General features: G+C 72.1%; 21 protein-coding genes. 14 read left to right on the top strand and 7 right to left on the bottom strand.

From position 1 onward, the window contains the following. Positions 1 to 115: 115 nt before the first annotated feature. Together pyk and M503_RS0103075 are read left to right on the top strand one after the other, a co-directional pair. Complete coding sequence (pyk, locus tag M503_RS0103080; RefSeq protein WP_028928087.1) at positions 116 to 1,582, top strand: pyruvate kinase; 1,467 nt, start codon at positions 116 to 118, stop codon at positions 1,580 to 1,582. Between the two features lie 186 nt (positions 1,583 to 1,768). Further along, positions 1,769 to 2,776, top strand: coding sequence for a class I fructose-bisphosphate aldolase (locus M503_RS0103075; RefSeq protein WP_028919136.1), 1,008 nt, complete (start codon positions 1,769 to 1,771; stop codon positions 2,774 to 2,776). Positions 2,777 to 2,916: 140 nt separating this feature from the next. Here M503_RS0103075 and M503_RS0103070 read toward each other — a convergent pair whose 3' ends face one another. Together M503_RS0103070 and gshB are read right to left on the bottom strand one after the other, a co-directional pair. Then, entirely contained in the window at positions 2,917 to 3,798 is an 882-nt protein-coding gene (locus M503_RS0103070) for an energy transducer TonB family protein (protein ID WP_028919135.1), read from the bottom strand. After that, positions 3,795 to 4,763, bottom strand: a complete 969-nt coding sequence (gshB, locus tag M503_RS0103065; RefSeq protein ID WP_028919134.1) for a glutathione synthase — start codon at positions 4,761 to 4,763, stop codon at positions 3,795 to 3,797. Before gshB ends, M503_RS0103070 begins: the two co-directional genes overlap by 4 nt. 232 nt (positions 4,764 to 4,995) lie before the next feature. On the opposite strand from gshB, the gene pilG reads away from it, so the two are divergent. The 7 genes from pilG to M503_RS0103030 all read left to right on the top strand — a co-directional run bounded on the left by pilG (position 4,996) and on the right by M503_RS0103030 (position 16,903). Then, positions 4,996 to 5,397: a twitching motility response regulator PilG gene (pilG, locus tag M503_RS0103060; RefSeq protein WP_024869059.1), complete on the top strand. Its 402-nt coding sequence runs from the start codon at positions 4,996 to 4,998 to the stop codon at positions 5,395 to 5,397. An 18-nt stretch (positions 5,398 to 5,415) separates the two neighbouring features. Next, positions 5,416 to 5,781, top strand: coding sequence for a response regulator (locus M503_RS0103055; RefSeq protein WP_028928086.1), 366 nt, complete (start codon positions 5,416 to 5,418; stop codon positions 5,779 to 5,781). A gap of 1 nt (position 5,782) precedes the next feature. Next, positions 5,783 to 6,313: a chemotaxis protein CheW gene (locus M503_RS0103050; protein WP_024869057.1), complete on the top strand. Its 531-nt coding sequence runs from the start codon at positions 5,783 to 5,785 to the stop codon at positions 6,311 to 6,313. 39 nt (positions 6,314 to 6,352) lie between these two features. Beyond that, positions 6,353 to 8,386, top strand: a complete 2,034-nt coding sequence (locus M503_RS0103045; protein WP_028919133.1) for a methyl-accepting chemotaxis protein — start codon at positions 6,353 to 6,355, stop codon at positions 8,384 to 8,386. A gap of 76 nt (positions 8,387 to 8,462) precedes the next feature. Further along, complete coding sequence (locus tag M503_RS0103040) at positions 8,463 to 15,182, top strand: hybrid sensor histidine kinase/response regulator (RefSeq protein ID WP_028919132.1); 6,720 nt, start codon at positions 8,463 to 8,465, stop codon at positions 15,180 to 15,182. Beyond that, on the top strand, positions 15,148 to 16,392 hold the full coding sequence (locus M503_RS0103035) for a chemotaxis protein CheB (RefSeq protein WP_051414173.1): 1,245 nt from the start codon (positions 15,148 to 15,150) through the stop codon (positions 16,390 to 16,392). The genes M503_RS0103040 and M503_RS0103035 overlap by 35 nt, the downstream gene beginning before the upstream one ends. 31 nt (positions 16,393 to 16,423) lie before the next feature. Next, positions 16,424 to 16,903: a chemotaxis protein CheW gene (locus M503_RS0103030; RefSeq protein WP_028919130.1), complete on the top strand. Its 480-nt coding sequence runs from the start codon at positions 16,424 to 16,426 to the stop codon at positions 16,901 to 16,903. Positions 16,904 to 17,153: 250 nt separating this feature from the next. On the opposite strand, the gene M503_RS0103025 is transcribed toward M503_RS0103030, so the two are convergent. Both M503_RS0103025 and bioA read right to left on the bottom strand, forming a co-directional pair. After that, on the bottom strand, positions 17,154 to 17,888 hold the full coding sequence (locus tag M503_RS0103025; RefSeq protein WP_028919129.1) for a 16S rRNA (uracil(1498)-N(3))-methyltransferase: 735 nt from the start codon (positions 17,886 to 17,888) through the stop codon (positions 17,154 to 17,156). Then, a complete protein-coding gene (gene bioA / locus M503_RS0103020; RefSeq protein ID WP_081720919.1) occupies positions 17,879 to 19,297 on the bottom strand; it encodes an adenosylmethionine--8-amino-7-oxononanoate transaminase in 1,419 nt (472 codons plus the stop codon). Before bioA ends, M503_RS0103025 begins: the two co-directional genes overlap by 10 nt. Before the next feature lie 47 nt (positions 19,298 to 19,344). Here bioA and nudE point away from each other — a divergent pair, with 47 nt between their 5' ends. From nudE to M503_RS0102995, 5 genes are all read left to right on the top strand, one after another. Then, positions 19,345 to 19,890 (top strand): ADP compounds hydrolase NudE, encoded by a 546-nt coding sequence (nudE, locus tag M503_RS0103015; RefSeq protein WP_028919127.1) that lies wholly within the window; start codon positions 19,345 to 19,347, stop codon positions 19,888 to 19,890. Further along, complete coding sequence (gene cysQ, locus M503_RS0103010) at positions 19,887 to 20,684, top strand: 3'(2'),5'-bisphosphate nucleotidase CysQ (protein WP_024869050.1); 798 nt, start codon at positions 19,887 to 19,889, stop codon at positions 20,682 to 20,684. The genes nudE and cysQ overlap by 4 nt, the downstream gene beginning before the upstream one ends. A gap of 73 nt (positions 20,685 to 20,757) precedes the next feature. After that, positions 20,758 to 21,576, top strand: coding sequence for a nucleoside triphosphate pyrophosphohydrolase (mazG, locus tag M503_RS0103005; protein ID WP_028919126.1), 819 nt, complete (start codon positions 20,758 to 20,760; stop codon positions 21,574 to 21,576). 4 nt (positions 21,577 to 21,580) lie between these two features. Next, positions 21,581 to 21,904 carry a YnfA family protein gene (locus M503_RS0103000; RefSeq protein ID WP_024869048.1) on the top strand — a complete coding sequence of 108 codons (324 nt, stop codon included), beginning with the start codon at positions 21,581 to 21,583 and terminating at the stop codon, positions 21,902 to 21,904. A 25-nt stretch (positions 21,905 to 21,929) separates the two neighbouring features. Continuing rightward, a complete protein-coding gene (locus tag M503_RS0102995; protein ID WP_028919125.1) occupies positions 21,930 to 22,232 on the top strand; it encodes a DUF962 domain-containing protein in 303 nt (100 codons plus the stop codon). An 11-nt stretch (positions 22,233 to 22,243) separates the two neighbouring features. Here the strand turns inward: M503_RS0102995 and M503_RS0102990 are convergent, their stop codons facing one another. From M503_RS0102990 to M503_RS0102980, 3 genes are read right to left on the bottom strand one after another with little or no spacing between them, the layout of a single operon-like run. Then, positions 22,244 to 22,618, bottom strand: coding sequence for a DMT family protein (locus tag M503_RS0102990; RefSeq protein WP_028919124.1), 375 nt, complete (start codon positions 22,616 to 22,618; stop codon positions 22,244 to 22,246). A gap of 60 nt (positions 22,619 to 22,678) precedes the next feature. Further along, a complete protein-coding gene (locus M503_RS0102985; RefSeq protein ID WP_028928085.1) occupies positions 22,679 to 25,162 on the bottom strand; it encodes an ABC transporter permease in 2,484 nt (827 codons plus the stop codon). After that, positions 25,159 to 25,767 carry an ABC transporter ATP-binding protein gene (locus tag M503_RS0102980; RefSeq protein ID WP_269319848.1) on the bottom strand — a complete coding sequence of 203 codons (609 nt, stop codon included), beginning with the start codon at positions 25,765 to 25,767 and terminating at the stop codon, positions 25,159 to 25,161. Before M503_RS0102980 ends, M503_RS0102985 begins: the two co-directional genes overlap by 4 nt. Between the last annotated feature and the right edge of the window lie 78 nt (positions 25,768 to 25,845).

Here is a 25,845-nt window from a genome sequence, read left to right as displayed (position 1 = left end):
TATGTCGAGCCGGTTCGTGATGGCTTGCCGGACGGCCGGATGACAGCGCTGCCTTGGGCCGCGGCGATGTGGTAGTTTCGCCTGTCTTTTCCGACCCCCAGACCACGTCCCGGACATGACCGATCGCCTGCGCCGCACCAAGATCCTCGCCACCCTCGGACCGGCCACGGACGCGCCCGGCGTGCTGGAGGCGCTGTTCCGCGCCGGCGTCAACGTCGTGCGCCTGAATTTCTCCCACGGCGACCCGTCCGGCCAGGCCAGGCGCGCCGCCGAAGTGCGCATCGCCGCGCAGAAGGTCGGCTTGGAGATCGGCATCCTCGCCGACCTGCCGGGCCCGAAGATCCGCATCGAGCGCTTCGCCGAGGGCAAGGTGTCGCTGAAGGCCGGCGACCGCTTCGACCTGGTCGCCTCGAACGACGCGCCTCCCGGCGATGCCAGCCAGGTCGGCGTCAGCTACCTGGGCCTGCCGGGCGACGTGAAGGCCGGCGACGTGCTGCTGCTGGACGACGGCCTGATGCAGCTGCAGGTGGCCGAGGTGCAGGGCGAACGCATCGTCACCACGGTGCTCAACGACGGCGTGCTGTCCGACCGCAAGGGCCTGAACAAGCAGGGCGGCGGCCTGTCGCTGGGCGCGCTGACCGAGCGCGACCGCGAGCTGATCGGCATCGCCGCGAAGATCGGCGTGGACTTCATCGCCGTGTCCTTCTGCCGCAATGCCGAGGACATGAACGAGGCGCGCCGCATCGCCCGCGAGCACGGCAGCGACGCGGCGCTGGTGTCGAAGATCGAGCGGACCGAGGCGATCGAGAACCTGGTCGAGATCGTCGAGGCGTCCGACGTGGTGATGGTCGCCCGCGGCGACCTGGGCGTGGAGATCGGCGACGCCGAGCTGCCGGGCCTGCAGAAGAAGATCATCAAGGAGGCCCTGGCGCAGAACAAGGTGGTGATCACCGCCACGCAGATGCTGCAGTCGATGGTCGAGAGCCCGCTGCCGACCCGCGCCGAGGTGCTGGACGTGGCCAACGCGGTGATCGACGGCACCGACGCGGTGATGCTCTCGGCCGAGACCGCCGCAGGCGCCTACCCGGTGCGTGCGGTCGAGGCGATGGCGCGCATCTGCCTGGGCGCCGAGCGCCAGTTCCAGACCGAGACGGACTACGGCAAGGCGCAGCGCAACCTCGAGCGCGCCGACCAGGCCATCGCCATGGCGACGATGTTCCTGTCCGAGCACATCGGCGTGCGCGCGATCGTGGCGATGACCGAGTCCGGCGGCACGCCGCGCTTCCTGTCGCGCTTCCGCGCCTCGGCGCCGATCTACGCGATCAGCCGCCACGACGGCGCGCGCCGGCAGATGGCGCTGATGCGCGACGTGTTCGCGATCAATTTCGACAGCCGTGGCCTGACCCCGCGCGAGGCCGCGCGCGGCAGCATCCGCGTGCTGGTCGACGCCGGCCTGCTGGCGGCAGGCGACCGCGTGGTGTTCACCAGCGGCGAGCACATGGAAACCCACGGCGCGACCAATACGCTGCGCCTGCTCGAAGTCGGCCCCGACGGCCGCGCCAGCGGCCTGGGCGAGCTGTAAGCGCCGCCACTCGCCCGGGCGGGAGCCGTTCCCGCCCTGCGTTGGGGCCGGCTGCGCCACGCTTGCGGCCGAACGCGGGTGGGCCGGCGTGGGCCACCTGCGCCGCGACCCTGGTTGTCAAAAGGCCTGCACGGGGGCGCCGCTTATAATTTGCGGCTGCATTCTTCCCCCACAGGCTTTCCCCCCATGAGCATCGAGCAGCTTGCCGAAACCGCCCAGGCGATGGTCGCCCCGGGCAAGGGCATCATCGCCATCGACGAATCGACGACCACCATCGGCAAGCGCTTCGCCGCGGTCGGCATCGAGAACACCGAGGAGAACCGGCGCGCCTACCGCGAGCTGCTGCTCACGACGCCGAAGCTGTCCGAGCACATCTCCGGCGCGATCCTGTACGACGAGACGCTGCGCCAGTCGACGAAGGGCGGGGTGCCGTTCGCCAGGTACCTGGAAGAGCACGGCATCCTGCCGGGCATCAAGGTCGACAAGGGCACCACGCCGCTGGCCGGTTACCCGGGCGAGCTGGTCACCGAGGGCCTGGACGGGCTGCGCGCGCGGCTGGAGGAGTACTACCGGCTGGGTGCGCGCTTCGCCAAGTGGCGGGCGGTGATCAACATCGGCGAGGACATCCCCACCGGCACCTGCATCGACGTCAATGCGCACGCGCTGGCGCGCTATGCGGCGCTGTGCCAGGAGCAGGGCCTGGTGCCGATGGTCGAGCCGGAGGTGCTGATGGACGGCGACCACGACATCGAGACCTGCTACGAGGTCACCGAGGCGGTGCTGCGTTCGGTGTTCGGTTCGCTGTACGACCAGAACGTGCTGCTGGAAGGCACCATCCTCAAGGCCTCGATGGTGCTGCCGGGCAAGGACTGCGAGGAGCAGGCCGACGTGCAGGAGGTGGCCGAGTCGACGCTGATGTGCCTGAAGAGCACGGTGCCGGCGATCCTGCCGGGCATCGTGTTCCTCTCCGGCGGGCAGAGCGACGAGGATGCGACGGCGCACCTGGACGCGATGAACCGGCTGGGCCCGAACCCGTGGCCGCTGAGCTTTTCCTACGGGCGGGCGATGCAGCAGGCGGCGCTGGCGCTGTGGGCCAAGGACATGGCTGGCAACTACCGCAAGGCGCAGGAAGCGGTCTACGTCCGCGCCCGCGACAACGGCCTGGCCGCGCTGGGGCAGTGGAAGGGCGCCTGAGTGTGGCGAAGGGAGAGGGGCTCGCACGTAGTCCGGACAAGGCCGAAGGCCGCATCCGGGGTTCGTGCCTGGCGCGCAGCCGTCCCTGATGCGCTTCGCCTATCCGGGCTGCGAACAGGGGCTCCGGCCGGGAGCCGATCTCATTCCGTCCGCAGCGTCCCACCCGGCACGAACACCCAGGTGCGGGTGACGTGCAGGATGTCCACGCCGTCCTTCGCGTCGGGCAGCGGCGGGAAGGGTTCGGCGAGCCGGACCATGTGCAGGACGGCGTCGTCCAGCAGCGGGGTGCCGCTGGGCCGCAGGACTCGGGTGCTCTCGACCGTGCCGTCGCGGCGCACGCCGACGCTCACCACCACCTGGCCGCCGAGGCGCTTGCGCCGGGCCTCGTCGGGGTAGTTGAGGTTGCCGATCAGCTCGGCCCGGTCGACCCAGGCGCGCAGGTAGTTGGCGTAGGCGTATTCGCGGGTGCTGGCGGAGACGAACTTGCGGGTCGGGCGCTTGGCGTACAGCTCCGAGCGCAGGTAGACCTCGGCGGCCAGGCGCGCCATCTCGGCGTCGCGCGCGGACTTGGCCGGGCTCACCGGCGGCAGTTCGGCGGGCAACTCCGGGGCGATGGGCTGGGCGGTGGGCACCGGATGCTCGCCGCGGCGGCTTGCGAGCACGCGGGCCTGCTCCGGCGGCGCCTCCACCGGTGCGCGGGCGCGTTCGGGCAGTGGCGCGTCGCCGGGCTCGGCGCGCGGCACGGCGCCGGCCTGCAGGTCGCGTGGGCGCTGGGCCTGGTCGTGTTCGCCACCGCCGCGGTTGTTGGCCTGGGCGAGGAAGTCGGCCTGTTCGGGGGTGAGCGGGGTTTCGGTGCGGCTGAAGATCACGTCCAGGGTCGGCACCAGCGGCGCTTCGCCCTTGAGCACGAAGCCCAGGCCCAGGATCAGGATGCCGTGGACCAGCACCGAAAGGACGACGGTGGCATTGAGCCGCTGCTGCGGCCCGATCGGCGGGCGCGGGGCGACGGCCGTCGCGTTCATGCCTGGCGGGCGCCCGGCGGGCCGGCCTCGATCGCGTCGAACAGCTGGCCGGCGATGTTCAGCCCGAACTGCGCGTCCAGCTCGCGCACGCAGGTGGGGCTGGTGACGTTGACCTCGGTCAGGTAGTCGCCGATGACGTCCAGGCCGACGAAGCGCATGCCACGGCGGCGCATCTCGGGGCCGACCTGGGCGGCGATCCAGCGGTCGCGGGCACTGAGCGGGCGGCCTTCGCCGCGGCCGCCGGCGGCGAGGTTGCCGCGGAACTCGTCGCCCTGCGGGATCCGCGCCAGGCAGTAGTCGACCGGTTCGCCGTCGATCAGCAGGATGCGCTTGTCGCCGGCGCTGATCTCGGGGATGTAGCGCTGCGCCAGGGCCAGCTTGCGGCCGCCCTCGGTCAGCGTTTCCAGGATCACGTTGAGGTTGGGGTCGCCGGCGTGGCTGAGGAAGATCGAGCGCCCGCCCATGCCGTCCAGCGGCTTGAGCACCACCTTGCCGTGTTCGCTGGCGAAGGCCTTCAGCTCGGCCGCGTCGCGGCTGATCCGGGTCGGCGGGCAGCACTGCGGGAACAGCATCGCCGCCAGCTTCTCGTTGAAGTCGCGCAGGCCCTGCGGGTCGTTCAGCACCTCGGCGCCGGCGGCCTTGGCGATGTCCAGGATGTGCGTGTCGTACAGGTACTCGCCGTCGAACGGCGGGTCCTTGCGCATCAGCACCACCTGGCCGGGGCCGAACGGCAGTTCGGCGAACCCGCCCAGCTCGTACCAGCCGGCCTTGTCGTCGCGGACCGCCAGCGGGGCGGCCCAGGCCAGGGCCCGGCCGTCGCGCAGCGACAGCCCGCCGGGGCGGACGTAGTGCAGGCGGTGGCCGCGCCGCTGGGCCTCCAGCAGCATGGCGAAGGTGGTGTCCTTGGCGATCTTGATCGACCCGATCGGGTCCATCACCACGATCACGTCCAGGGGGGCTGCCATGCGGTCGGCGGGAAGCGGTGGGGGTGGACCGGGGATGTTAGCCGATCCGGGGGCCGGACCCCGCCGGTCCGGAATGTGAACTGCGCCACAGAATCGCAGGAGGCCCCTCCCGCGCCGCGGTCGGCGATCCCAGTGCGGTCAAGCCGGGCTTGACAGCCCTTTGCCGGACTGGGATATAGAGACCTTCGCAGTGGCGCCACCAGAAGCGCCACGCGCATGGGGAAGTAGGGTAATGACTGACAACACGGCCCCTAGCGGGGCATTGGGCGGCTTGCGGGTCATGGTGATCGATGACTCCAAGACCATCCGGCGGACGGCCGAGACGCTGCTCAAGCGCGAAGGCTGCGAGGTGGTCACCGCCAGCGACGGCTTCGAGGCCCTGGCGAAGATCGCCGACCAGCAGCCGCAGATCATCTTCGTCGACATCATGATGCCGCGGCTCGACGGGTACCAGACCTGCGCGCTGATCAAGGGCAACCAGAAGTTCAAGTCGACGCCAGTGATCATGCTGTCCTCCAAGGACGGTCTTTTCGACAAGGCGCGCGGCCGGATCGTCGGCTCCGAGCAGTACCTCACCAAGCCATTCACACGTGAAGAGCTGCTGGGCGCGATCCGAACGTACGTCAACGCCTGACCGGGGGGCAGGCACAACATGGCTCGAATTCTGCTGATCGAGGACTCGCCGACCGACAGGGCGGTCTTCACCCAGTGGCTGCAGCGCGGTGGGCACCAGGTGCTCCTCGCCACCAACGCCGAGGACGGGCTGGAACTGGCGCGCAAGCAGCTGCCGGACCTGATCCTGATGGACGTGGTCCTGCCCGGCATGAGCGGGTTCCAGGCCACCCGTGCGCTGACCCGGGACGATGCGACCAACAAGATCCCGGTGCTGATCGTCAGCACCAAGAGCATGGAAACCGACCGGGCCTGGGGCATGCGCCAGGGCGCGGTCGACTACGTGGTCAAGCCGCCGCGCGAGGAAGACCTCCTCGAGCGCATCAAACAGCTGGTAGCCGCCTGACATGCGTACCCCGTTCGACATCCTCGCCGACTACGAATCGCGCAGCCTGGCCCATGCGGTGCAGCTGCCCTCGCGCGAGCTCGGGCCGGAAACCTGGCGCGGCGTGGGCTACCGCATCGGCGACCACCGCCTGGTTTCGCAGTTCGGCGAGGTGGTCGAAATCCTGTCGATGCCGCCGGTGACCCCGGTCCCCGGCGCGCAGCCGTGGCTGCTGGGCATCGGCAACCTGCGCGGCAACCTGTTCCCGGTGGTCGACCTGAAGCTGTTCCTGGAAGGCGAACGCACCGTGCTGCACGAGGGCCAGCGCGTGCTGGTCATGCGCCAGCAGGGCGGCGACGTGGCGCTGACCATCGACGAGCTCTACGGCCAGCGCAGCTTCGGCGAGGAGCAGGCGATCGACCCGGCGCCGCTGGCGCAGGGCCGCTACGCGCACTTCATCGAACGTGCCTTCCACAGCGACGACGCCGACTGGGGCGTGTTCTCGCTGTCGCGCCTGGCACGCACCCCCGAATTCCGCCACGCCGCCGCGTAAGCGCAGCGGCCGGCTTTACCGCATCGAGGTCGAGCAAGCATGAGCAGCACTCCGGACTCCTCCAAGGCCAGCCGCACGGGTGGCAGCACCGGCTTCTGGCTGGTGATGCTCATCCTCTCGGTCATCGTCCTCGGCCTGAACACCGGCGTGAGCCTCTGGCAGGGCAACCGCCTGGCCGGCGCCAGCACCGGCGCCGCCGACCTGCAGGTGCTGTCGCAGCAGCTGGCCAACCAGGGCCGCGACGCGGTCGGCGGCAACGCCGAGGCGTTCAAGGATTTCCGCCAGACCAAGACCCGCGTCGAGAGCACCGTGCAGGCGCTGCAGTCGCGCTTCGGCGCCGAGCCGGGCGTGTCGGGGCAGCTGGCCGACCTGGTCAAGGTGTGGCGCCCGCTGGGCGAGAACGCCGACCAGATCGTCGCATCCGAGCCGGCGGTGCTGGCGCTGGCCGGCAATGCCGACCGCTTCACCGGCCGCGTCCCGCAGCTGCAGGCGCAGCTGAACGAAGTGGTCCGCGCGATGACCGCCGGCGGCGCGCCCGCCTCGCAGGTGTTCAGCGCGCTGCAGCAGGTCGTGGTCGCGGGCACCATGGCCCGCCGCGTGACCGAAATCCGCGCCGGCGGCCCCGGCGCCTCCTCCGCCGGCGACGCGCTGGCGCGCGACGCGGTGGTGTTCGGCCAGGTGCTCGAGGGCCTGACCAAGGGCAACGAGGAACTGGGCGTGGCCCCGGTCCGCAACGCCGCGGCGCTGGCCGCGCTGGAGCAGTCGCAGAAGCTGTGGGCCGAGATGCGCACCGACCTGGACGCGATCCTGGCCAGCTCCCGCAACCTGTTCGCCGCGCAGGCGGCGGCCTCCAGCCTGGTGGCCGGCTCGGGCGAGATGCTCGACTCGAGCAAGAAGCTGTTCGATGCGTTCGCCGCGTTCGGTTCGGTGCGCGACACCCGCATCTTCCCGAACTTCTGGATCGGCGCCGGCTCCGGTTTCATCGCCCTGCTGTCGCTGACCCTCTACATCGTCGCCACCGTGCGCAGCCGCCAGCGCGAACAGGAACAGCGCTACCAGGCGCAGGTGGAATTCAACAGCCGCAACCAGCAGGCGATCATGCGGCTGCTGGACGAAATCAGCTCGCTGGGTGAAGGCGACCTGACGGTGAAGGCCTCGGTGACCGAGGACATGACCGGCGCGATCGCGGACGCCATCAACTACGCCGTGGACGAGCTGCGCCACCTGGTGACCACGATCACCGAGACCTCGGTGCAGGTCGCGGCCTCGTCGCAGGAAACCCAGGCCACCGCGCTGCAGCTGGCCGAGGCGTCCAACCACCAGGCCGAGCAGATCACCGCCGCCTCCGAGCGCATCAACGAAATCGCGGCGAGCATCGAGCAGGTGTCGCGCAACTCCACCGAATCGGCGGAAGTGGCGCAGCGCTCGGTGGTCATCGCGGCCGAGGGTGCCGGCGTGGTGCGCGAGACCATCCAGGGCATGGACCAGATCCGCGACCAGATCCAGGAAACCTCGAAGCGCATCAAGCGCCTGGGCGAATCGTCCCAGGAGATCGGCTCGATCGTGGAACTGATCAACGATATTTCCGAGCAGACCAACATCCTGGCGCTCAACGCGGCCGTGCAGGCCGCCGCGGCGGGCGAGACGGGCCGCGGCTTCGCGGTGGTGGCGGACGAAGTGCAGCGACTGGCGGAACGAACCTCCAACGCGACCAGGCGGATCGAAGGCCTGGTCCAGGCGATCCAGGCGGACACCAACGAGGCGGTCAGCTCGATGGAACAGACCACCGCCGAGGTGGTGTCCGGTGCCCGCCTGGCCGAGGACGCCGGTACCGCGCTGACCGAAATCGAGCGCGTGTCGAACGACCTCAACGAACTCATCAAGAACATCTCCGTCGCGGCGCAGCAGCAGGCAGGCGCCGCCGCCGACATCACCAAGACGATGGAAGTGGTGCGGCAGATCTCCGGCCAGACCTCGCGGGGCGCGGGCCAGACGGCGGATTCGATCGGACACCTGGCTCAGCTGGCGGCGGACCTGCGTCGCTCGGTGGCCGACTTCAAGCTGCCGGCCTGATTGGCGCGCGACGGGGGAAAGAGCCAATGACGGGTCGTAACATGCGCACGCAGGGATGCCGCCCGGAGGAACGCCGATGAGCGCCCTTCGCGATGCGATGAGCCATGCCGTGCTGGGCTGGGTGAAGCCCGAGCTCGACGAGACGCTGCGCCAGGCGCGCAACGAGATCGAGGCGTTCGTCGAGGATCCGGCCGATACCAGCCGGATGCGTTTCTGCGCCGGTTACCTGCACCAGGTGCAGGGCACGCTGCGCATGGTCGAGCTGTACGCCCCGGCGATGGTGGCCGAGGAACTGGAGCTGCTGGCCCAGGCGGTGCAGCAGGGCGCGGCCAACGACCGCGACGAAGCCTGCGCCACGCTGATGCGCGGCACCGTGCTGCTGCCCGATTACCTGGAGCGCCTGCAGAACGGCCACCGCGACATCCCGATCGTGCTGCTGCCGCTGCTCAACGACATCCGCGCCGCGCGCGGTGCCGCCGGCCTCAACGAAAGCGTGCTGTTCGCGCCCGACCTGACCCGGCCGCTGCCGGAACAGGTGCCGCAGGCCTCGCAGCTGCCGTGGATCCAGCGCCAGGACAAGGTCGCCGCCGCCCGGGCCCGCTTCGAGCAGGCGCTCGGTGCCTGGCCGGAGCAGGGCGGTCCCGCCGATCCGGCGGCGCTGGCCCAGGCCGCCGGCGAGCTGCTGGAGAACGCCCGCCACGACACCACCCGGCGCATGCTGTGGGTGTTGTCCTCGACCGCCGACGCCCTGCGCGACGGCGCGCTGCCGGCCTCCGACGCGCTGCGCTCGGCCTTCGCCGGCGTCGCCCGCGCGCTGCGCCAGGCCTACGAGGACGAATCCGCGTCGACCGCGTCGCAGGGCGCGGCCAGCCAGGAACCGACCCGCCAGCTGCTGTACGTGGTCGCGCAGGCGCGCGCCGCGCACCCGGCGCTGGACGCGCTGCGCCAGGCCTTCGACCTGGACGCGCTGGCCCCGACCGAAGCCGAGCTCGACCACGCCCGCGGCAGCCTCTCCGGCCGCAACCGCGAGCTGCTCAACACCGTCGGCACCGTGGTCAAGGAAGAACTGCTGCGGGTGAAGGACGCGCTCGACCTGCACCTGCGCACCGGTGGCGACCCCGGCGCGCTGCAGCCGCAGGTCGGCGACCTGGCCAACGTCGCCGACACCCTTGGCATGCTCGGCCTGGGCGTCGCCCGCGACGTCGTGCTGCAGCAGCGCGACACGCTCGATGCGATCGTCCGCGGCGACCAGCCGGCCAGCGAAAGCGCGCTGCTGGACATCGCCGGCGCGCTGCTCTACGTCGACGCCTCGCTGGACGACCAGGTCTCGCGCCTGGGCGCGCCGGGCGAGGAATCGCGCGAGGATGCCTCGGCCGCCGCCGAGACCCTGCGCACCCTCGAGGTGCTGGCGCAGGAGGCGATCGCCAACTTCGCCGCCGCCCGCGAGCACTTCGTCGCCTTCATCGAGACCAACTGGGACCACGAGCGCCTGGCCGACGTGCCGCGCCTGCTGTCCGAAGTCTCCGGCGCGCTGCGCATCCTCGACCTGCCGCAGCCCGCCGACTACCTGGAAGGCGTGCGCCGCTACATCGGCACCGAGCTGCTGCTGCGCCACCGCGTGCCCAGCGGCCGCCAGCTCGACACCCTGGCCGACGCCATGGCCAGCCTCGAGTACTACCTCGAGGCGCTGCGTGACCGCCGCCCGAACCGTGACGAGATCCTCGAGATCGCGCGCAGCAGCCTGGAAAGCCTGCATTACTGGCCGCTGCCGGACGAACCGGAGCCGGTCGCGCCGGTGGTCGAACCGGCCGCCGTGGTCGCGGTGCCCGCCGCCGCGGCGCCCGCGCCGGTCGCGCCGGCCGCCGCTTCGCCGTGGGATCCGGTCGCCGCCGAAGCCGCCTCCGCTCCGCAGCCGGAAGCGCTGGAGCTGCCGTCGCTGCAGGTCGACCTGCCGCCGGTCGAGCCGGCCGCCGTGCAGGCGCCGGATGCCGGCGCGGTCGCGGCGCAATGGACCAGTTTCGACCCGGTGGCCGCCGAAGCCAGCGACGCGCCGGTTCCGGCCGATGCGGCGCCGCAGGCGCCGGCCGCGGAAGAGAAGCCTTCGTGGCTCAACGTGAGCATGAAGGTCGAGCCGGAAGTGCACCTGGGGCAGGTGTTCGAGGCCAGCAACAGCCGCCTCGAGGTGGATGGCGATTCGACCACGCTGATCGCCGAGATCACCACGGCCGCCGCCAACCTCGACGCGCCGTTGCCGGCGGCCCCGGCCATCGAGCCGGCTGCCGCTGAAGCGGCCGCGGCCCCGCTGGCTGCGGAAGCCGCGGCTGCCGCCGTGGTGGCTGCGCCGTCCGCGGACGTCCCGGCCGCGCCGGTCGCGCCCACCGGCGCGACGATCGGCGGCTTCGACGAAGCCGAGGACATCGACGCCGACATCCGCGAGGTGTTCCTCGAGGAGTTCGAGGAGGAGCGCGGCAACCTGGAGCGGATGGTTCCGGAGTGGCTGCAGGCGAGCGAGGACCTGGAGCGCCTGCGCCCGATCCGCCGGGTGTTCCACACCCTCAAGGGCAGTGGCCGCCTGGTCGGCGCGCGCGCCCTGGGCGAGTTCAGCTGGAAGATCGAGGGCATGCTCAACCGCGTGCTCGACGGCACCCGCCCGCCGAGCCCGGCGGTACAGGCGATGGTGCAGCTGGCCTGCAGCACGCTGCCGCAGTTCGACGCCGCGCTGCGCGGCGTGGCCAGCGTCCAGGCCGACATCCACGCGATCGAGGCGGTGGCCGAGCGCATCGCCGCCGGCGAGGAAGCCTTCTACTCGGCGCCGGCTTCGGTTGCAGTCGAAGCCGTGGCCGCCCCGGCGGCCGCCGAAGCCGCGCCGGCCGTCGTGGCCGCCGAACAGCCGCTCGAGGGCACGCCGGCCTCGGTCGACAGCGTCCTGCGCGAGATCCTCGAGGCCGAGGTCACCCAGCACCTGGAAACCGTCGACGCGTGGCTGGCCGAAGCGCGCCCGGTCCCGGTCGCGGCGACCGACGCGCTGCTGCGCGCGATCCACACCATGAACGGCGCGTTCGCGATGACCGACGTGCCGGAGATCACCACGGTCACCGATCCGGCCGAAACCTTCGTCAAGCGTTCGCTGGCCGCCGCGGCGGTGCCGTCGGCCGACGCGGTCGACGCACTGGCCTCGATGGCCGCCGCGATCCGCACCTGCGTCGCCGCGCTGCAGGCCGAGTCGCCGCGCATCCCGGGCTTCGCCGTGCTGTCCGCGCGCCTGCGCACCCTGGCCGATTCGCTGCCCGAAGCGCGCTGGCCGCAGGTGGCCGACGTCGAGGCGCCGGTGGAAGAGCCGGCGGCCGCGGACGAGGGCCTCACCGCGGTCGACGACCTCAGCACCTATTTCGATCCGGCCCAGCTGGACGAAGTTGCCGCGGCGCTGCCGGGCGAGCCGCTGGCGGCCGCCGATGCCGCCGCCACCGCGCCGGTCGAGGAGGCCAGCGCGATGGCCTTCGACCTGGCGTCCGTGGCCGAAGATGCCGACCCCGCGACCCCGGTCGAGGCGTTCGAGCCGGCCCCGGCCGACATCGACCTGGCCGGTATCGAAGCCGCGCTGGCGTCCAGCGACGAGGCCGGGGCGGTCGAAGCCGCCGGCGCCGACACCATCGAATTCGCGGAAGAAGCCGCGGCCGATGCGGACGGCGTGGAGATGGCCGACGCCGGTGCCATCGAGTTCGAGACCATTACCTGGGAAGCCGAACCGGTCGCCGCCGTGGCGGACGAGAGTCCGGCGCCGGAGTACGTCGCCGCGGAAACGCCGGCGGAAACCGAAGAAGTCCAGGCCGAGGCCGCTGCCGACGCAGGCCTGGTGGCCGCCGACGCGACGCCGGACGTGGCGGAAGAGCTGGCCGCCGGCTTCGACGTCGAAGCCGAAGCCGCCGCCGCCGCGCCCGAAGCCATCGAAGCCGCCGCGACCGTGGAAGCGGTCGAGATCGCCGGCCTCGAAACCGGCTTCGTCGAGGTGGAGGCCGCTGCGGTCGAGGAGACCGATGCGTCCGAAGCCGCCGGGACTGTCGAGACCGCGGAGGCTGGCGAAGCCCTCGAGGTCGTCGACACCATCGACGCTGTCGAGGCCGTGGAGTCCGTCGAGCCCGCGGAGGCCGTCGAAGCGCAGGCCGAAGCCGCAGATCCGGTCGAGGCCATCGAACCCGTCGTTGCCGAAGACGTGGTGGCCGAAGTCGCTGGCGAGGCGGCCGCGACCGAAGCATCCGCCCCGGCTCCGGAAAGCGTCGAGGTCGCCGCGCCGGCCGAAACGCCCGCGCCAGCTGTGGACCTGCCGGCCCTGGGCGAACCGGTGCCCGTCGAGGCTCCGCTGGCGATCGAGGAAGAGGTCGAGGCCGACGCCCCGATGCTCGACTTCAACGAACTGGACCGCGACCTCGTCGACATCTTCGTCGAGGAGGGCGTGGACCTGCTCGACCACATCGACGGCCTGATCCAGGAGCTGCGCGCCGACACCAGCGCCCGCGAGACGATCATCAGCCTGCAGCGCGACCTGCACACGCTGAAGGGCGGCGCGCGCATGGCCGGCATCGCCACCATCGGCGACCTGGGCCACATCATCGAATCGCTGCTGGAAGCGGCCGCCGAGCACCGCACCGAGCTGGGCCGCGGCGACATCCAGCTGCTGGAACGCGGCTTCGACACGCTGCACCGCCTGCTGCAGCAGACCCGTGCGCACCGCGCCACGGAGATGCCGCAGGCGCTGATCGACCAGTTCGAAGCGCGCCTGCGCGGCGAGCCGCTGCAGGCCTCCGTGCCCGCCCCGGCGCCCGCGCCGGCCCCGGCCGCGCCGCAACCCGCCGCCCCGGCGGCCGAGGCGAAGCCGTCGCCTGTCGTGCCGTTCCCGGTGCGCCAGCCGGCCGCGCAGAAGCCGCTGTCGGCGCCGCTGGAGGACGACCGCCAGCACGCCGCGACCGAGGAAGGCCTGGCCCGCGCGCCGCAGGAACAGGTGCGCGTCCGCGCCGACCTGCTCGACAACCTGGTCAACCACGCCGGCGAAGTGGCGATCTACCGCTCGCGCCTGGAGCAGCAGCTGGGCGCGTTCCGCGCGGCGATGGCCGAGCTGGACCGCACCAACGCCCGTCTGCGCGACCAGCTGCGCCGCCTGGACCTGGAAACCGAGGCGCAGATCGTCGCCCGCTACCAGCGCGAACAGGACAGCGCCGACCCGACCTTCGACCCGCTGGAGCTGGACCGCTTCTCCACGCTGCAGCAGCTCAGCCGCGCGCTGAACGAATCGGCGGCCGACTTGACCGGCCTGCAGGGCGTGCTCGACGACCTGGCCCGCCAGTACGACGTGCTGCTGCAGCAGCAGTCGCGCGTCAGCTCGGAGCTGCAGGACGGCCTGATGAGCGCGCGCATGGTGCCGTTCGACAGCATCGTGCCGCGCCTGCGCCGTACGGTCCGCCAGTCCGCGCACGACACCGGCAAGCAGGTGCAGCTGCGCCTGGATGGCACCCACGGCGAACTCGACCGCAACGTGCTCGATCGCATGGTCGCGCCGCTGGAGCACATGCTGCGCAACTCGGTCGCGCACGGCCTGGAAACCCCGGCCGACCGCCGTTCCGCCGGCAAGGACGAGGAAGGCACGATCACCATCGCCCTGCGCCACGAGGGTTCGGAAATCGTGCTGCAGGTGTCCGACGACGGCCGCGGCCTCGACCGCGCCGCGATCCGCCGCCGTGCCGAGCAGCGCGGCCTGATCCGGCCGGGCGCCGAGCTGACCGACGCCGAGCTGGACTCGGTGATCTTCGAGTCCGGCTTCACCACCGTCGAGAAGGCCAGCCAGCTGGCCGGCCGCGGCGTGGGCATGGACGTGGTCCGCAACGAAGTGCGCCAGCTGGGCGGCTCGGTCGACATCCGTTCGACCACCGGCCAGGGCGTCACCTTCACCCTGCGCCTGCCGCAGACGCTGGCCGTCACCCAGGCGGTGTTCGTGCAGATCGGCGACACCACCTATGCGGTGCCGGTGGCCTCGGTCTCCGGTATCGGCCGCATCTCGCGCGAGCGCTTCGAGGCCGGCACCGGCGGCTACCGCTACGCCGGCGAGGAGTACGCGCTGCACGACCTCGGCCTGCTCGTCGGCCAGGGCCCGGCCAAGGCCGAAGGCCAGCCGCAGGTTCCGCTGCTGCTGGTCCGCGCCGGTGACCTGCGCGCCGCGGTGGCGATCGACCAGGTGATCGGCAACCGCGAAATCGTGGTCAAGCCGGTCGGCCTGCAGATCTCCTCGGTGCCGGGCATCTATGGCGCGACGATCACCGGCGACGGCCGCGTGGTGGTCATCCTCGACGTCGCCCCGCTGGTGCGTCGCCACCTGGCGCAGCCGGAGCGTCCGGCCGCCCAGGTCGACACGCAGCAGCAGCGCCACGTGCCGCTGGTGATGGTGGTCGACGACTCGCTGACCATGCGCAAGGTCACCGGCCGCGTGCTGGAGCGCCACAACTTCGAGGTGGTCACCGCGCGCGACGGCATCGAGGCGCTGGAACGGCTCGAGGAGCGGGTGCCCGACCTGATGCTGCTCGACATCGAGATGCCGCGCATGGACGGCTACGAGCTGGCCACCGCCATGCGCGCCGACGCCCGCTTCCGCGACGTGCCGATCGTGATGATCACCTCGCGTACCGGCGAGAAGCACCGCCAGCGCGCCTTCGAGATCGGCGTGCAGCGGTACCTGGGCAAGCCGTACCAGGAGCTGGACCTGATGCGTAACGTGTATGACCTGCTGGGGATCGCCCGTGCACGTGGCTGACGAACGCAAGGCGGTTGCCCTGCTGGCGCGCGCGGGCCAGGCCCGCGACCGCCTGCGCGAGGCGCTGGACGCGGCCGGCGCGCGGGTGGTGCTGGAAGAAGACCCGACCGTGCTCGACGCGGCCACCTTCGCCGCGGCCGCGCCGCAGGCGGCGCTGGTGGCGCTGGAGCCGGCGGTGGAGGACGCGCTGGTCGCCCTCGAGCCGGCGCTGGAAGCCCCGGGCCTGCTGGTGATCTTCGACGAGGCCGACCTGGCCGCGCGTCGCGACGGCTGGGAAGCGCAGCGCTGGATCCGCCACCTGGCGGCCAAGCTGCACGGCCACGACGACGTGCTGCCGCCGGGCCGGGAACAGGACTTCGTCATCGACCTGCAGCCGGGCCATCCGGTGACGCCGGCGCAGCTGCACGCGGACGATCCGTTCGAGGCCTACCTGGCCGAGGCGACCGCGCGTGCCGGCGGCCTGCCGCAGGACCGCCCCGGCGAAACGCCGGCGGTGGCCGAACCGTCGTTCGCCTACGAGCTGCCGGTGGAGGACGCGCCCAGGCCGCCGCCGCTGCCGCCCGCGCATGCGTGGACGCTGGCCGACGATCCGGTGGTGGTGGAGAGCAAGCCGCGCGCCGACGCCGTGCCGCCGCCGATCGATTTCTCCAGGCTGGAACTGGCGCCGCTGGAACCGGAAACCCCGGCGCCGACGGCGCCGGGCGCGGTGCTGGTCGTGGCCGGCATCGGCGGCCCGGATGCGGTGCGCCGGCTGCTGACCGCGCTGCCGCAGGAGTTCAGCCGCCCGCTGCTCGTGCAGCTGCGCCTGGACGGCGGCCGCTACGACAACCTGGTCAAGCAGCTGGGTCGCGTTTCGCAGCTGCCGGTGGCGATGGCGATGCCGGGCGACGCGATCGCCGCGGCGACGGTGTACGTGCTGCCCGACGGCGTCAGCATCGAGGCGCGCGACGGCGGCCTGGCCTTCGTCGACGGCGGTGGCGATCCGCTCGAGGTGCTGCCGCCGGCGGAGAGCGCGGTGATCGTGCTCAGCGGCGCGGAAACCGGGCGGGTCGAACTGATGCTGGGCCTGGCCAGTCGCGGCGGCCATGTCGCCGGCCAGGCGCTGGAGGGGTGCTACGACGCGACGGCGGTGAAGCTGCTGGCCGCGGCCGGCATCGAACTGGGCACGCCGGCGCAGCTGGCCGAACAGCTGGCCGCGCGCTGGAACTGACCGGCGCGCGCCATTCGAGGAACAGAGGACGATGGGCTACAACAGCGACGAAATCCGCGGCGTACTGGTGCAGGTCGGCGAAGAGCGCCTGCTGCTGCCGAACGCTACGGTGGCCGAGGTACTCGCCCGCGTGGCGGTGGAGCCGCTCGAGGGGGCGCCGGACTGGCTGGCCGGACAGATCGCCTGGCACGGCTGGCACGTGCCGCTGGTCTCGTTCGCACGCCTGGCGTCGCTGGGCGAGGAGGCGGTCCAGCGCAACAACCGCGTGGTGGTGTTGAAGGCGCTGGGCAACAACGAGGCGATGCCGTACTTCGCGCTGCTGACCGCGTCGTTCCCGCAGCTGGCCTCGGTGGCCCGCGACAGCCTGCTGGCCGACGCGTCCGAGGAAGACCTGCCGCGCGGCGTGCAGATGCGCGTGCTGCTGGGCGACCAGAGCGCGCTGCTCCCCGACCTGGAAGCCCTCGAGCGCACGATCGCCGAGGCGATGGCGACGGTAAGCGTCCCCGCCTGACGTTTTACCCCGCTCCCCACGGGGTGGGACGGCATGTCTGCGTGCCACTGGCGCGCGTGCCGTCGAACGCCCGCGTCCCGTGGAGGCGGGCGGGGGGCCATGTGCTGCCTGCGCCAACTCCGGCGCTACCGCATCTTCAGGTGCATCCAGGCCGGGCTTCGTTTGCACCCCGTCGGAAGAGGGGCGGTACCTCGTATCCCCGATAAGCGCAGCGCATCCGGGAATACCGCGGTTGGCCCTCGGCCCGGAGCTACAGGTCCCCGAACCGCGCCTGCAGCGCGGAAATCGCCGCGAGCCCCGCCGTCTCGGTGCGCAGCACGCGCGGCCCCAGGCGCAGGCCGGTGAAGCCGGCGGCGCGCAGGATGTCGCGGTCGCGCGGCGACCAGCCGCCTTCGGGGCCGATCGCGATCCATGCGGTCGCGCTGGCCGGACGTTCCAGGCTTTCCAGCCGGTGCTCGCCCTGCGGATCGAGGACCAGTCGCAGCCCTTCCCCGTGCAACGCCTGCGCGGCCACGTCGAGCGCGGCGGGCGCGGCGACCTCCGGCACGCGTGCGCGTCCCGACTGCTCGCAGGCCGACTCGACCACGCTGCGCCAGTGCGCCAGGCGCTTCCCGGCGCGCTCCGGATCCAGCCGCACCTCGGTGCGTTCGCCGGACACCGGCAGCACCGCGGCCACGCCCAGTTCGGTGGCCTTCTGCAGGACCAGGTCCATCTTCTCGCCGCGGGCGATGCCCTGCAGCAGCGCGATCCGCAGCGGCGATTCGTTCTCGACAACGCTGGCCGACAGCACTTCCGCGCGCACCTCGCGCTTGCCCACCGCCGCCAGCCGCGCGGCGTAGTCGTGGCCGTCGCCGTTGAACAGCACGCAGGCGTCGCCCTCGCGCAGGCGCAGCACGCGGGCCAGGTGGTTGGCGGCGCGTTCGGGCAGGACCACTTCGCTGCCCGGCTGCAGCGGCAGGTCGACGTGGCAGCGGGTCAGGCGCATGCGGTGGCTTCCTCGATGGCCTCGCCGGTCGCTTCGGCGAGCAGTTGCAGTTGCGCCTCATCGACGCAGTAGGGGGGCATCCAGTACAGCACGTCGCCGAGGGGGCGCAGCAGCACGCCTCGTTCGAGCGCGGCGCGGTAGGCGCGCAGGCCGATCCGCAGGGCGGGATCGAACGGCACGTCGCGCTGGCCGTCGCGGGTGAGTTCGAAGGCGACCACCATCCCGGCCTGGCGCACTTCGGCCACGTGCGGCAACGAAGCCAGCGGCGCGGCCAGCCGGGCCATGCGCGCGGCGGTGGCGCGGTTGCGCTCGAGCACGCCGTCGCTTTCGAAGATGTCCAGCGAGGCCAGCGCGGCGGCGCAGGCCAGCGGGTTGCCGGTGTAGCTGTGCGAATGCAGGAAGGCGCGCTCGCGCGAGTCGTCCAGGAATCCGTCGTAGATCGCCTGGGTGGCCAGCACCGCGGCCAGCGGCAGGAAGCCGCCGGTCAGGCCCTTGGACACGCACATGAGGTCCGGCATCACCCCGGCCTGTTCGAAGGCGAACAGGGTGCCGGTGCGGCCGAAGCCGGTGGCGATCTCGTCGGCGACCAGGAAGGCGCCGTTGGCGTCGCACAGCTCCCGGACCCTCCGCAGGTACACCGGATCGTGCATGCGCATGCCGCCGGCGCACTGCAGGCGCGGCTCGACGATGACCGCGCAGATCTCGCCGGGGTGCCGGTCGAACAGGTCGGCCAGCGCGTCGGCGGCGCGCAGCGCCCGCTGCGCCGGGGTTTCCCCGGGGGCGGCGAGCCAGGCGTCGGGCGAGGGCGCGAACAGGGCTTCGGCCAGCAGCGGGGCGTAGGTGCGCCGGTACAGCGGGATGTCGCCGACCGCCAGCGCGCCGAGGGTCTCGCCGTGGTAGCCATTCTCCAGGGCGACGAAGCGGGTGCGCTGCGGTTCGCCGCGATTGCGGAACCAGTGGAAGGCCATCTTCAGCGCGACCTCGACCCCGGCCGAGCCGTTGTCTGCGTAGAACACCTTCGCCAGCGGCTCGCGGCCGGGCTGGCGCGGGGCGACGGCCAGCAGGCGCTCGGCCAGCTCCACCGCCGGCGCGTGCGAGAAGCCGGCCAGGATCACCTGTTCCAGCGAGCGCGCCTGGCGGGCGATGGCCTCGGCGATGCGCGGTTCGGCGTGGCCGTGCAGGTTGGTCCACCAGCTGCTGATCCCGTCCAGGTAGCGGCGCCCGTCCTGGCCGACCAGCCACGCGCCTTCGCCGCGGGCGACCGGCACCAGCGGCAGCACGTCCGGGTGCTCGCGCATCTGCGTGCAGGGGTGCCAGAGCACGGCCAGGTCGCGCATGCGCCACGCATCGGCAGCCAGTGCCGCGTCCGGGTCTGCTAGCATTCGGGATTCATGAGTACGTCCGTGCATCCCGCCATGATATCGGTCGCGTCCCGGCCCCGCCGCGGGACCCGTTCATGAGCCGCCGGCTTCCCCTCATCCACGGCACCACGGTGGAGGACGCAGGTCCCTACCGCCTGGAACGCCTGGACCTGGAGTTCTCCAACGGCGAACGACGCCGCTTCGAGCGCATGGTCAGCCGTGGCCACGGCGCGGTGGTGGTGGTGCCGATGCTCGACGACGAGACCGTGCTGCTGGTGCGCGAATACGCCACCGGCGTGCACCGTTACGAGCTGGGCCTGGTCAAGGGTCGCATCGACGCCGGCGAGACCCCGGAGCAGGCCGCCGACCGCGAGCTCAAGGAAGAGGCCGGCTATGGCGCGCGGCGCATCGACGTGCTGCGCGGCCTCACCCTGGCGCCGACCTACATGAGCCACGTGTCCTGGCTGGTGCTGGCGCGCGACCTCTATCCCGAGAGGCTTCCCGGCGACGAGCCGGAGGAGCTCGAAGTCATTCCCTGGAAACTGCAGGACCTGGAAAAGCTGATGCTGCGCGAAGATTTCTCCGAGGGCCGCTCGCTGGCGGCGCTGTTCATCGCCCGCTCCTGGCTGGCCGCGCAATGATCCGCATCACCGCGGACCTGCGCGAAACGGTCATCGCCATCGCCCGCCAGGCCGGCGCGGCGATCATGGAGATCTACGCGGCCGGCTTCGAGGTCGCGCAGAAGGACGACGCCAGCCCGCTGACCGCCGCCGACCTGGCCGCGAACCGGATCATCGTCGAAGGCCTGGAACGGCTGACGCCGGACGTGCCGGTGCTGTCGGAGGAATCGGCCAAGGTGCCGTGGGACACGCGCCAGCACTGGGCCACCTACTGGCTGGTCGACCCCCTCGACGGCACCCGCGAGTTCGTCAAGCGCAACGGCGAGTTCACCGTGAACATCGCCCTGGTCCACCACCACGTACCGGTGCTGGGCGTGGTCCAGGCGCCGGTGGGCGGACAGGTGTGGCACGCGGTGCGCGGCGAGCAGGCCTACCGCCGCGACGGCCACCGCGACACCCAGCTGCGCACCCGCTCCCCGGCCACCGCGCCGCTGAAGGTCGCCGCCAGCCGTTCGCACCGCGACGCCCGCACCCAGGGCGTGCTCGACCGGATGGGCGAGATCGAGGAGATGTCGCTGGGCTCGTCGCTGAAGTTCTGCCGCATCGCCGAGGGCGGGCTGGACGTGTACCCGCGCTTCGGGCCGACTTCCGAGTGGGACACCGCCGCCGCGCAATGCGTGCTGCATTCGGCAGGTGGCGTGCTGCTCGCCGCCGACACCGGCAAGCCGTTCCGCTACAACCGCCGCGAATCCCTGCTCAACGGCGACTTCATCGCCCTGGGCGACCCCGACCTGCCCTGGCGCGACTGGCTCTGACCGCGGCGCCGCCCGTCGGACACGGGCGCGCGGCGGCGACGCGTGGCGCCACCCGAAGCTGGAGCTCCATCGCATGCAACCCGAACGCCCGATCGACCGCCTGCTCCGGATCATGGCGAAGCTGCGCGATCCGGACGGCGGTTGCCCGTGGGACCTCGAGCAGGACTTCTCGACCATCGCCCCGTACACGATCGAGGAGGCCTACGAGGTCGCCGATGCGATCGACCGCGGCGACCTGCACGCGCTGAAGGACGAGCTCGGCGACCTGCTGCTGCAGGTGGTGTTCCACGCACAGATGGCGCGCGAGCAGGGCGCGTTCGGCTTCGACGACGTGGCCGAGGCGATCTCGGAGAAGATGGTGCGCCGGCACCCGCACGTGTTCGGCGAGGCCAGCTTCGCCGACGCCGAGGAGCAGACCCGCAACTGGGAGCAGATCAAGCGCGCCGAACGCGAGGCCGCCGGCGAAGCCGATACATCGGCGCTGGCCGGAATTTCCCGCGGCCTGCCGGAATGGCAGCGCGCGGTGAAGCTGCAGTCGCGCGCCGCGCGCACCGGCTTCGACTGGCCGGGCCCGGAACCGGTGATCGCCAAGCTGCACGAGGAGATCGAGGAAGTGCGCGCCGAGTTCGCCCGCGGCGACGTCGTTGCCAACCGCGCGCGGCTGGAGGACGAGATCGGCGACCTGCTGTTCGTCGCCGCCAACCTGGCCCGGCACGCGAAGGTCGACGTCGGCGCCGCCCTGCGTCGCGCCAACCTCAAGTTCGAGCGTCGCTTCCGCGCGATGGAACAGCTGGCCGAGGCCGACGGCACGCCGCTGCCGACGCTCGACCTGGCCGGGCAGGAAGCGTACTGGGAGCGCGCCAAGCGGCGCGAACGCGGCCAGCCGGACTGAGCCGGTGGCCACCTTCCTGCTGTTCGCCCTGACCGCGCTGGCCGAGATCGGCGGCTGTTGGCTGGTGTGGTCGTGGCTGCGCAACGGCGGCAGCGCCTGGCTGCTGCTGCCGGCCGCCGCCAGCCTGGCGCTGTTCGCCTGGCTGCTGACCCTGCATCCGACCGCCACCGGGCGCGTCTACGCCGCCTACGGCGGGGTCTACGTCAGCTTTGCCCTGGCCTGGCTGTGGGCGGTGGACGGGGTGAAACCGACGCGCTGGGACCTGCTCGGCGCCGCGTTGTGCCTGGCCGGCATGGCGGTCATCATGTTCGCGCCGCGGCAGGGGTGAGCCGCGTTACCGGGAGGAGGATGCGATGGCCCGCTTCGCCAGCTTCCGCGAGTTCTACCCGTTCTACCTGTCCGAACACAGCAACCGAACCTCGCGCCGGCTGCACTTCATCGGCAGCTGCGGCGTGCTGGTGCTGGTCGCGCTGGCGCTCCTCGAGCGCAACGCCTGGTGGCTGCTGGCCGCGCTGGTCTGCGGCTACGGCTTCGCCTGGGTCGGGCACTTCTTCTTCGAGAAGAACCGGCCGGCGACCTTCCGCCACCCGTTCTATTCCTTCGCCGGCGACTGGGTGATGTTCAAGGACATCCTCGCCGGGAAAATCCCGTTCTGAAGTGCCGGCGCTCAGCGCGCCATCGGCGACGGGCCTTCGTAGAACATCAGGAACGCCGCGCCCACGATCAGGGCGAAGGCGGCGTAGTGGTTCCACTTCAGTGGCTGGCCCAGGTACCAGGCCGAGAACCCGGCGAACACCACCAGGGTGATGATCTCCTGGATGGTCTTGAGCTGGACCACCGAGTACACCGCGCTGCCCATGCGGTTGGCCGGCACCATCAGGCTGTATTCGAAGAAGGCGATGCCCCAGCTGACCACGACCGCCATGAACAGCGGCGCGCTCTTGTACTTGAGGTGGCCGTACCAGGCGAAGGTCATGAACACGTTGCTGGCCAGCAGCAACAGGACCGGGACGATGTAGCTGTGCAGGGGCAGGGCGGGCATGGCGACGGTGCGCAGGCAAGGGAGCGCGCAGCATAAGCCAGCGCTCCCCCTGCTGCGCGGTCAGCCCTGGCGCAGGGCCAGCGCCGGCGGCGTGCGCAGGATCCGGCGGGTGCCGGTCCAGCCGGCCAGCAGGCTCAGGGCCACGCCGAGGGCACCGCCGCCCAGCAGCGCCGGCCACGGCGGCGACAGCGCCAGCTCGAACAGCTGACGCGAAAGCAGCGTGCCGATCACCGCCGCCGCGCCCACCGCCAGTACCGCCGCCAGCAGGCCGAGCGCACCGAACTCCACCAGGACCGCGCCACGCAGCTGGCCATGGCGCGCGCCGAGGGTGCGCAGCACCGCGCTGTCGTAGCGGCGTTCGGCGGCGGTCGCCTGCAGCGCGGCCAGCAGCACCAGCACGCCGGCGACCAGGCTGAACCCCATCACCAGCTGCACCGCCTGCGAGACCCGTTCGATCACCTCGCGCACCCGCTGCAGGATCGCCTCGATCTCCAGCACCGACACGTTGGCGAACTCGCGCGACAGCGGGGCCAGCGCGGAGGTGCCGCCCGACGGCAGGTGGAAGCTGGAGATCAGTCCGTGCGGCGCGTCGCCGACCGCGCCGGGGTTGAGCAGCAGGAAGAAGTTGACCCGGAACGAATCCCAGTCGGCCTTGCGCAGGCTGGTGACGGTGAAGCTGCGTTCCTCCTCGCCCAGGCGCAGGGTCAGGGTGTCGCCGAGGCCCACGCCGTAGCGCCGCGCCCAGCCTTCCTCGACCGAGGCTTCGGCCTCGCGGCTGCCGGGTTCCCAGAAGCGGCCGGCGACCAGTGCGTTCGCCGGCGGGAAGCTGCTGCGCCAGGAGAAGTTGACCGGGCGGTTGCTGTCGTCCCCGGCCTCGTCGCCGGCCTGCACCTGCTTCGGCGCCTGGCCGTTGATCGCGACCAGCCGGCCGGTGGCGAACGGCTGCAGGTCCGGGTCGGCCACGCCCAGTCCGCGCAGCGCGGCGGTGACCGCCTCGGCCTGGTCGCGCTGTACGTTGAGCAGGAAGTGGTTCGGCGTGTCCGGCGGCAGGCGGTCGCGCCACTGCCCGAGCAGGCCCGGGCCGATCACCGCCAGCAGGAGCAGCGCGCACAGCGACAGCGACAGCCCGACCAGCTGCACCACGGCCAGGCCGCGACGCCGGGTCAGCGCCGCCAGGCCCAGCTTCCATGGGCCACGCAGCCGGCCCTGCACGCGCCGCAGCAGCCACAGCAGGCTGGCACCGGCGACTGCCGCCAGCAGCGCGAGCACGCCCAGCCCGCCGAGCACCCACAGCGCCAAGCGCAGGTCGCCGGTGGCGTACACGGCCAGTGCCAGGGTGGCGGCGAGCGCGGCCACGTAGGCCAGCAGCGACACCGGCGGCAGCGCGGCGAAGCTGCGGTTGAGCACGCGCATCGGCGGTACCCCGCGCAGGCGCAGCAGCGGCGGCAGGCCGAAGCCGAGCAGGAGCAGCAGGCCGATGCCGGCGCCGCTGAGCACCGGCGTGGCCTGCGGCAGCGGCAGCCGGCCAGGGATCAGTCCACCCAGCGCCTCGACCAGGGCCAGCTGCGCCAGCATGCCCACGCCGATGCCCAGCACGCAGGCCGGGATCGCGAGCAGCAGGAGCTGCAGCGCCAGCGCGGCGAGGATGTCGCGCTGGCGCGCGCCCAGGCAGCGCAGTACCGCCACCGTGTCGATGCGGCGCAGGGCGAAGCGGTTCGCCGCCAGCGCGGTGGCCACGCCGGCCAGCAGCACGGCCAGCAGCGCCGACAGCGCCAGGAAGCGGCCGGCGCGGTCGAACGAATCGCGCAGGCCGCGACGCGCGTCTTCCAGCGTGACCAGGCGGGTGGCGCCGTCGAGCTGCGGGCGCAGCCAGTCGCCGAATTCGGCGATGCGATCGGCGTCGCCGGCGAACATCAGCCGGAACGAGGCGCGGCTGCCGGGGCCGAGCAGGCCATGGCTGTCGACGTCGTCGCGGTGGACCAGCAGCGGTGGCGCCATCTGCAGCAGCTCGCCGGAGGCATCCGGTTCGGCCAGTAGCACCCCGGCGATGCGCAGCGTGCCGCTGCCGAATTCGACGTCGTCGCCGATGCTCACGCCCAGCGCATCCAGCAGGCGCGGATCGGCATAGGCCTCGCCACGCGCCGGCGCACCGGCGGGGCCGGCATCGAGGCCGGTGGCGTCGCGGGCCACGCGCAGTTCGCCGCGCAGCGGATAACCGTCGTCGACGCCCTTCACCGTGGCCATCTGGCTGGCCTCGCCATGGAACAGCACGCTGGGGAAAGCGACGATGCGCGCGCTGCGCAGGCCGCGGCGGCGCGCTTCCTCGGCAAACCGTTCCGGCGGGTCCTCGCGCCCGCGGACGCCGAGGTCGCCGCCGATCACTTCGGCGGCGCTGGAGGCCAGCGCCAGGTCGACCCGGTCGACCAGGGTGCCGACCGCGGTCATCGCCGCCACGCCCAGTACAAGCGCGGCGACGACGGTCAGCAGGTCGCCGGCGAAGAATTCGCGGCGCAGCGAGCGCGTGGCATGGCGCAGCACGTTCATGCGCGCGGGCCCGCGGCGAAGGCGTGCAGGCGGCCGCCGTCGAGGCGGTAGACGTGGCGGCAGCGGCGGGCCAGTTCGAGGTCGTGGGTCACCAGCACCAGGGTGGTGCGGTTGCCGCGGTTCATCTCGAACAGCAGCTCGCTGACGTGCTCGCCGGTGGCCTGGTCGAGGTTCCCGGTGGGTTCGTCGGCGAACAGGATCCGCGGCCGGCCGACGAAGGCCCGGGCCAGGGCCACGCGCTGCTGCTCGCCGCCGGACAGCTGCCGAGGGTAGTGCCGGCGGCGCGGTTCCAGTCCGACCGCCTGTAGCACCTCGCGGACCCGCGCCGGATCCTCGCGCCCGGCCAGTTCCAGTGGCAGGGCGACGTTCTCCTCGGCGGTGAGCGAAGGAAGCAGGTGGAAGCTCTGGAACACGAAACCGACCTCGCGGGCGCGCAGCGCGGCGCGCGCTTCCTCGTCCAGCGCGTCCAGACGCTGGCCGGCGAGGGTGATCGCGCCGCGGGTGGGCAGGTCCAGGCCGGCGAGCAGGCCGAGCAGGGTGGTCTTGCCGGAACCGGAGGCGCCGACGATGGCGACGCTGTCGCCTTCATCGATGGTCAAGTCCACGCTGTCGAGAATCCGGACTTCACCCTCGGGTCCGGCGACGGACTTGCCGACGCCGGAAACCGCGATGGCGGCGGGGCT

It is taken from the genome of Pseudoxanthomonas suwonensis J47 (genome assembly GCF_000513955.1).
Classification (GTDB): Bacteria; Pseudomonadota; Gammaproteobacteria; order Xanthomonadales; family Xanthomonadaceae; genus Pseudoxanthomonas; species Pseudoxanthomonas suwonensis_C.
The sequence above is the reverse complement of the archived record's forward strand: the minus strand, read 5'-3'. Positions and strand labels throughout refer to the sequence as shown.

Bases quoted from the DNA above. Each gene is read 5' to 3' on its own strand.
- pilG (WP_024869059.1), top strand. From the start codon at position 4,996: ATGACTGACAACACGGCCCCTAGCGGGGCATTGGGCGGCTTGCGGGTC.
- M503_RS0103055 (WP_028928086.1), top strand. From the start codon at position 5,416: ATGGCTCGAATTCTGCTGATCGAGGACTCGCCGACCGACAGGGCGGTC.
- M503_RS0103070 (WP_028919135.1), bottom strand. From the start codon at position 3,798: ATGAACGCGACGGCCGTCGCCCCGCGCCCGCCGATCGGGCCGCAGCAG.
- M503_RS0103025 (WP_028919129.1), bottom strand. From the start codon at position 17,888: ATGCGCCTGACCCGCTGCCACGTCGACCTGCCGCTGCAGCCGGGCAGC.
- cysQ (WP_024869050.1), top strand. From the start codon at position 19,887: ATGATCCGCATCACCGCGGACCTGCGCGAAACGGTCATCGCCATCGCC.
- M503_RS0103045 (WP_028919133.1), top strand. From the start codon at position 6,353: ATGAGCAGCACTCCGGACTCCTCCAAGGCCAGCCGCACGGGTGGCAGC.
- M503_RS0103030 (WP_028919130.1), top strand. From the start codon at position 16,424: ATGGGCTACAACAGCGACGAAATCCGCGGCGTACTGGTGCAGGTCGGC.
- M503_RS0102990 (WP_028919124.1), bottom strand. From the start codon at position 22,618: ATGCCCGCCCTGCCCCTGCACAGCTACATCGTCCCGGTCCTGTTGCTG.
- bioA (WP_081720919.1), bottom strand. From the start codon at position 19,297: ATGCACGGACGTACTCATGAATCCCGAATGCTAGCAGACCCGGACGCG.
- M503_RS0103035 (WP_051414173.1), top strand. From the start codon at position 15,148: ATGACCTGCTGGGGATCGCCCGTGCACGTGGCTGACGAACGCAAGGCG.
- M503_RS0102995 (WP_028919125.1), top strand. From the start codon at position 21,930: ATGGCCCGCTTCGCCAGCTTCCGCGAGTTCTACCCGTTCTACCTGTCC.
- gshB (WP_028919134.1), bottom strand. From the start codon at position 4,763: ATGGCAGCCCCCCTGGACGTGATCGTGGTGATGGACCCGATCGGGTCG.
- nudE (WP_028919127.1), top strand. From the start codon at position 19,345: ATGAGCCGCCGGCTTCCCCTCATCCACGGCACCACGGTGGAGGACGCA.
- M503_RS0103050 (WP_024869057.1), top strand. From the start codon at position 5,783: ATGCGTACCCCGTTCGACATCCTCGCCGACTACGAATCGCGCAGCCTG.
- pyk (WP_028928087.1), top strand. From the start codon at position 116: ATGACCGATCGCCTGCGCCGCACCAAGATCCTCGCCACCCTCGGACCG.
- mazG (WP_028919126.1), top strand. From the start codon at position 20,758: ATGCAACCCGAACGCCCGATCGACCGCCTGCTCCGGATCATGGCGAAG.
- M503_RS0103040 (WP_028919132.1), top strand. From the start codon at position 8,463: ATGAGCGCCCTTCGCGATGCGATGAGCCATGCCGTGCTGGGCTGGGTG.
- M503_RS0102985 (WP_028928085.1), bottom strand. From the start codon at position 25,162: ATGAACGTGCTGCGCCATGCCACGCGCTCGCTGCGCCGCGAATTCTTC.
- M503_RS0103075 (WP_028919136.1), top strand. From the start codon at position 1,769: ATGAGCATCGAGCAGCTTGCCGAAACCGCCCAGGCGATGGTCGCCCCG.